The sequence below is a fragment of the Paenibacillus alkaliterrae genome (genome assembly GCF_021532375.1).
In the GTDB taxonomy this organism is placed as follows: domain Bacteria; phylum Bacillota; class Bacilli; order Paenibacillales; family Paenibacillaceae; genus Pristimantibacillus; species Pristimantibacillus alkaliterrae.
Genome location: NZ_JAKGAP010000156.1, coordinates 1 through 1,770, shown reverse-complemented (window position 1 = coordinate 1,770; position 1,770 = coordinate 1). Strand labels below are relative to the sequence as shown.

Annotated in this window: 2 protein-coding genes and 1 pseudogene; all 3 read left to right on the top strand. The window is 49.5% G+C overall.

The genetic code is table 11. The features are described from left to right. Positions 1–261: transposase (locus L1N85_RS26920; RefSeq protein ID WP_235242085.1), on the top strand; the 261-nt coding region annotated here is incomplete at its 5' end. 230 nt (positions 262–491) lie between these two features. Beyond that, on the top strand, positions 492–1,124 hold the full coding sequence (locus tag L1N85_RS26915; protein WP_235242084.1) for a fumarylacetoacetate hydrolase family protein: 633 nt from the start codon (positions 492–494) through the stop codon (positions 1,122–1,124). Between the two features lie 203 nt (positions 1,125–1,327). Then, positions 1,328–1,770: pseudogene (locus tag L1N85_RS26910) on the top strand (IS4 family transposase); the annotation flags it as partial.

The following is a 1,770-nucleotide window of genomic DNA, read 5'->3' as shown; positions in this document are numbered from 1 at the left end:
GGCTCTAAAAACAGGCAAAAAGCACGGCTGAAAGTCGCAAAACTTCATGAGAAGATCGCCAATCAGCGGCAAGATTTCCTGCATAAACTCTCCATAATCGCTCCCGCACACTATGCCAGCAGCCAACTGTGCAGCGCTTGCAGTTATAAAAACGCAGAAGTTAAAAACCTCAAGGTTCGTGAATGGTGCTGCCCTGTTTGCGGCACACATCATGACCGAGACGTGAATGCTGCTCAAAATCTCGTTAAACTAGCGGGTTAGGCCGCAAAAGCAGAGGTGGGTTCCACCTTTTGAGCCTGGGGAAACTTGTCTCTGTAGAGATATTGACCAGGAAGCCCCTACTTCAAGCGTAGCTAAGTAGGGGTAGTTCACTGTAAATAAATCCTCGTGATGAGGAGTAAGGCTCATTTGATAGGTTAGGGGAACCCTTAACCTACCTGCCTCGGTAAATGCCGAGAGGCTGTTTAATAGTTAAGGAGGCGAAAAGACCAATGGACGCTCATGCTATTCGCAACATTTATTGCATTGGCCGAAACTATAGGCTGCATGCGCTGGAGCTGGGCAACGAGGTGCCCGATGAGCCGCTTGTTTTTACCAAGCCCTCACACGCCGTTGTGCCGATGAACGGGAACATCATCGAGCTGCCGGGACACGTTGGCGAGGTTCACTTCGAGCTGGAAATCGTGCTTCGTATCGGTGGAACGTATGAGCCGGGGGCGGATGCCGATCAGCTGATTGACGGCATGGCACTTGGGCTGGATTTAACGCTGCGCGATGTGCAATCGAAACTGAAGGCGAAGGGTCAGCCTTGGCTGGCAGCCAAAGGCTTCAAGAACTCGGCGCCGCTTGGCAAATGGCTTCCATTCCCGGGAGCTGCCGCGCTTGCGGAGACAGAGTTTGTGCTGATGCGGGGCGGAGAAGCAGTGCAGCGAGCTGAAGCCTCCGATATGCTGTTTAATGTTTCCGAGCTGGTTCATTATGTGGGCAAACATTACGGACTAGGTCCCGGCGACATCATTTACACGGGGACGCCGGCAGGCGTAGCGGCGCTGCAAGACGGCGACCAGCTGCAAGCTCTCTGGGCAGAGGAGATAGTGGGCAGCTGCACCGTTCAACTGAGATAATACAAAAAGCGGCAGTTCAGGAGCGGATGACCAGCGTTCCGGGCAATGTCATTAAGTTAAGGCGCAGAGCCAAATATCAAGAAAAAGAGCAGGTTATCAAAAAGATAACCCGCTCTTTTTTTTGCATAAAAATGAAAAAAAGACTTGACAAGCAGATAAAAATGTGTGGCGTAGCCCCTTGAAAAAACGAGGAGGTTTCGCCAATGAATGAGTACGCGAATTCGCTAAAAGAAACGCTGACATCCCTCATACGAGAAATGTCATCTGCAACAGCACCCTATGTCAAAAATCCTGAAAAAGATTTTACCCGAAAGAAAAAGCTGCCTTTTGAAACGGTTATGCAACTCCTGATCTCAATGGGTGGCAACAGCCTATATAAGGAACTCTTGGAATCGCAGGGCTATGACGTAAACACGGCAACGACGTCTGCTTTTGTTCAGCAAAGGAATAAAATCCTGCCGTCTGCTGTGGAATTCTTGTTTCACGCATTTACAGAGTCGTATACGGATATCAAGGACTACCGAGGGTATCGATTACTTGCCGTTGACGTTTCGGATTTAAATATCGCAACAGACCCTGCGGACAAGGACACCTATTTTCAAAGTCAACCGAACACAAAAGGCTTTAACCTTCTGCATTTGAACGC

Excerpts from the sequence above, each read along its gene's own strand:
- L1N85_RS26915 (WP_235242084.1), top strand. The coding sequence starts at position 492 with ATGGACGCTCATGCTATTCGCAACATTTATTGCATTGGCCGAAACTAT.